The following is a 4,125-nucleotide window of genomic DNA, read 5'->3' as shown; positions in this document are numbered from 1 at the left end:
GCCGTCCGTCGGCGCGGTCCCCTGGTCGGCGCCGGGGGTCGCCCCGGTGCCGGTGCCGTCCGTGGGCGCGGCGGGGGTCGCCGCGATCGGCTGCTGCCCGACGACGGGGCGGAACCTCAGCTGCGCCGTCTGGGCCAGCGAGCGCGCCTGCTCGCCGCCGTCCCCGGGCACGGTGATGGTGAGGTTGCTGCCGTCGAGCACCACCTCGGCGCCGCTGACGCCGAGCCCGTTGACCCGCTGCTCGATGATCGACTGCGCCTGGACCAGCTGGTCCCGTGGCGGGGTCTCGCCGGACTCGGTCCGCGCGGTCAACGTGACCCGCGTGCCGCCCTGCAGGTCGATGCCGAGCTTCGGCGCGAAGGACCGGTCACCGGTGAACGCGACCAACGCGTACAACACCACGACGATGCCCGCGAAGCCCGCGAGGTACCGCCAGGGGCGGATCCGCCCCGGGGTCGTTGCCACTCTCTTCTCTTCTCCCGGTGACCGCGGCGGCCGCGAACGGCCCACCTGACTCCCGAGTGCGACGCGGCTGTCGCACCGTCGTGCTGCCGACGATGCTGCACCACGCCCCCGGGGGCGCCGACGGCACCCCCGGTGTGTGACGGCTCGGCTACTTCTTGTCGTCGGCCGGGGTGTCCGTCGGCGTGGTCGCCGGGGTGTCGGACACCGTCCCGTTCGTCGAGGTCGAGCCGTTCGTGCTGCTCGTGGGCAGTTCTGCCGGGGTGTCCGACTCGGAAAGGGTGTCATCCGACTCGTCGACGTGGGCGTCCGTGGCGACCTTGTCCCGGACGGCCGCGCGCAGCCACGTCGTCACGACGCCGTCGGCGATCTCCAGGTCGATCGTGTCCTCGTACGAGGCGTCGACGATGGTGCCGCGCAGGCCCGACGTGGTGGTGACGACGTCACCCTCGGCCAGGGCGTTCTGCATCTGCTGGGTCTCCGCCAGCTGCCGCTTCTGCTTGCGGCCCGAGAGGAAGATCGGGATGAAGAGCAGCAGGATGAGGATCGGGAACAGCAGGGTCATGTCCATGATGTCGCATTACTCCGTATCTCCGGGCACGTCGGACGGCCGAGTCTGCCGGCCGGGTCGTGGACCCGATCCATCGACCCGGGCTCGTGATGCGCCCGTGACGTGCGGTTTTCGCCGTGAACCCCACCCGGCGGGCTAGAACAGGGCCGGTGGGCCGCCCTCGGCCTCCGTGGGCGGCCGCAGACCGAGATGGCTCCAGGCCGCAGGCGTGGCGACACGCCCCCGCGGCGTCCGGGCCAGCATCCCGGCCCGCACCAGGTAGGGCTCGCAGACCTCCTCGACGGTACCGGGTTCCTCGCCCACCGCCACAGCCAGCGTCGACACACCCACCGGACCTCCCCCGAACGTCCGAACGAGCGCGCTCAGCACGGCCCGGTCGAGGCGGTCCAGACCGAGGTCGTCGACGTCGTAGACCGCGAGCGCGTCCCGCGCCACGGCGAGGGTCACGGCACCGTTCGCGCGGACCTCCGCGAAGTCCCGCACCCGGCGGAGCAGCCGGTTCGCGATGCGGGGCGTGCCGCGGGAGCGGCGGGCGATCTCCCGCGCCCCGTCCGCTCGGAGGTCGACGTCCAGGATGACGGCGGCGCGGGTCAGGACGCGCTCCAGCTCCTCCGCCTCGTAGAACTCCATGTGCGCGGTGAAGCCGAACCGGTCGCGCAGCGGACCGGTCAGCGCGCCCGCCCTCGTCGTGGCCCCGACCAGCGTGAACGGCGCGATGTCGAGCGGGATCGAGGTCGCCCCCGGCCCCTTCCCGACGACGACGTCCACCCGGAAGTCCTCCATCGCCAGGTACAGCATCTCCTCGGCGGGCCGGGCGATCCGGTGGATCTCGTCGATGAACAGGACGTCTCCGGGGACGAGGTTGGAGAGCATCGCGGCGAGGTCGCCCGCGCGTTCCAGGGCGGGGCCGCTCGTCAGCCGGATCGCGGCGCCCATCTCGGCCGCGACGATCATCGACAGGCTCGTCTTGCCCAGCCCGGGCGGGCCGGAGAGCAGGATGTGGTCCGGCGGGTCGCCGCGCCGACGCGCGCCCTCGAGCACCAGTTCCAGCTGCTCGCGCACCCGGTGCTGGCCGATGAACTCGCTGAGCCTGCGGGGGCGCAGCGTGTTCTCGACGTCGAGGTCCTCGGGGACGACCTCGGCGGCCACCCCGCGGAACTCGTCGTCACTCATCGCCCACCCCACCCCGTCGAGATGGACACCAGTGCTGTTCGATCATGGTCCGGACGACACCGAGGTTCATCTCGGCGGGTCATCGGCTGCGACCCAGGCTGGAGAGGGCGGAGCGCAGCAGGAGGGCGGGCTCGGCGTCCGGCTTGTCGGCGAGGACGGCGTCGACGGCCTGTTCTGCAGGCTTGAGCGTGAACCCGAGCCCGACGAGCGCCTCCACGACCTGGTCGCGGCGCGCCCCGCCCGCGGCGGGGGTGGCGAGGGTCGCGGGGGCGGCGGTCGGGGTGACGAGCACCTTGTCCCGCAGCTCCACCACCAGCCGCTCGGCACTCTTCTTCCCGACGCCGGGGATGCGCTGCAGGGTGACCAGGTCCCCGTCGTGCAGGGCGCGGCGCAGGACGTCCGGCTCCAGCACCGCGATCGTGGCCAGCGCGAGCCGCGGGCCGATCCCACTGACGGTCTGGAGCAGCAGGAACAGCTCCCGCTCGTCCGCGTCGGCGAAGCCGAAGAGGGTCAGCGACTCCTCGCGGACGATCAGCGTGGTGGACAGCCGAGTCTCGGTGCCGCGGCGCAGGCCGGCGAGGGTGTTGGGGGTGCAGAACACCGCGAACCCGACCCCGCCGACCTCGACCACCGCGTGGTCCAGCCCGATCTCCAGCACAGGCCCGCGCACGGACGAGATCACTCTTCGCTCCCCGGGAGTACGAACATGAGTTCGAGCCGCAGGCTACAGCCCACCCACCCCACCCCGAGCGATCCCCCACCCGACGGCGTGTCCCCACCCGCTTCGCCCGAGGACCCCCCACATACTCCCCACCCCGCACGCGCACACCCCGCGAGTCCCCCACTCCCGACGCGCGAGTCCCACGGTTCCGACGCGCGAGTCGGACGCCACGACCCGCGAGTCCCCCACTTCCGACGCGCGAGTCGGACAGTGAAGCTGCGTGAGTCGGACGCCGTACTGAGAGTCCATTGCCTCGACGCGCGAGTCGGACACGCCGTCGCGCAGGTCGGACATGGAGACCACGAGCCCGACGAGCCGGGCTGGAGTCCCCGCCCCTCGCCTCGTGAGTCGGATCCGCAGCGCGAGTCCGACCCCGCTCGCCCCCGGCTGTGAGGGATAGGAACCCGACTCGGGACTGCGCGGCCGGCTCGTCGGGAGTCAGCGCCTCCGGGCCGCCGCGAGGCGCTCCTTCTGCAGTGCCGCGAGCTTGGCCTTGTGGACCTTCGCCAACTCGGCCCCCCGCCTCTCGGCCTCGGCCATCCGGGCCATCATCGGGGCGCGCCAGCAGTGGCAGATCGCGAGGGCCAGGGCGTCCGCGGCGTCAGCGGGCTTGGGTGCTGCGGCGAGGCCGAGCACCCGGGTCACCATGGTCGTGACCTGCGCCTTGTCCGCCCGCCCGGCCCCGGTGACCGCGGCCTTGACCTCGCTCGGCGTGTGGAACGCGACCGGCAGGCCTGCCTTCGCCGCGACGAGGGCGACCACCCCGCTGGCCTGGGCGGTCCCCATCACCGTGCGCACGTTGTGCTGGCTGAACACCCGCTCGATCGCGACGACGTCGGGCTCGTGTCGGGCGATCCACCGCTCGACCTCGGTCGCGACGACCAGGAGCCTGCGGTCCACCGGGAGGTCGACCTCACTCCGCACCACGCCGACGTCGACACACACCACCTGACGTCCGCCGGTCCCGTCGACCACGCCGAGCCCGCACCGGGTCAGCCCCGGGTCGACTCCGAGCACCCGCACACGCGCTCCCCTCGTCCGCCGGCACGCTACCGGTGGCGGTGCGCGCGTCCCCGGCCGGCGCGCCGCACCGAGGCAGTGCATCAAGGATCACCGACGCACGATCGACGTCGAGCCCTGGCGCTCAGACGACGGTGCCTCGGCTCGGGGGGCGTGTCGTCCGACTCGCGCGCCTGGG

Annotated in this window: 4 protein-coding genes and 1 pseudogene; all 5 read right to left on the bottom strand. The window is 73.0% G+C overall.

Annotated features, from left to right (window positions below; translation table 11 throughout):
- A pseudogene (locus tag H5J29_RS23355) lies at positions 1-465 on the bottom strand (protein translocase subunit SecD); the annotation flags it as partial.
- A gap of 148 nt (positions 466-613) precedes the next feature.
- The gene (yajC, locus tag H5J29_RS23350; RefSeq protein ID WP_181783184.1) at positions 614-1,033 is read right to left on the bottom strand and encodes a preprotein translocase subunit YajC; all 420 of its coding nucleotides are present in this window, start codon (positions 1,031-1,033) and stop codon (positions 614-616) included.
- A 135-nt stretch (positions 1,034-1,168) separates the two neighbouring features.
- Positions 1,169-2,206, bottom strand: a complete 1,038-nt coding sequence (gene ruvB / locus H5J29_RS23345) for a Holliday junction branch migration DNA helicase RuvB (RefSeq protein ID WP_181783183.1) — start codon at positions 2,204-2,206, stop codon at positions 1,169-1,171.
- Positions 2,207-2,285: 79 nt separating this feature from the next.
- Positions 2,286-2,888 (bottom strand): Holliday junction branch migration protein RuvA, encoded by a 603-nt coding sequence (ruvA, locus tag H5J29_RS23340; protein WP_181783182.1) that lies wholly within the window; start codon positions 2,886-2,888, stop codon positions 2,286-2,288.
- A 477-nt stretch (positions 2,889-3,365) separates the two neighbouring features.
- Positions 3,366-3,950 (bottom strand): crossover junction endodeoxyribonuclease RuvC, encoded by a 585-nt coding sequence (gene ruvC / locus H5J29_RS23335; protein WP_181783181.1) that lies wholly within the window; start codon positions 3,948-3,950, stop codon positions 3,366-3,368.
- Between the last annotated feature and the right edge of the window lie 175 nt (positions 3,951-4,125).

The sequence above is a fragment of the Pseudonocardia pini genome (assembly GCF_013870575.1).
GTDB lineage: Bacteria > Actinomycetota > Actinomycetes > Mycobacteriales > Pseudonocardiaceae > Pseudonocardia > Pseudonocardia pini.
Note: the sequence above shows the minus strand (reverse complement) of the source record. Positions and strands in the feature narration are given on the sequence as shown.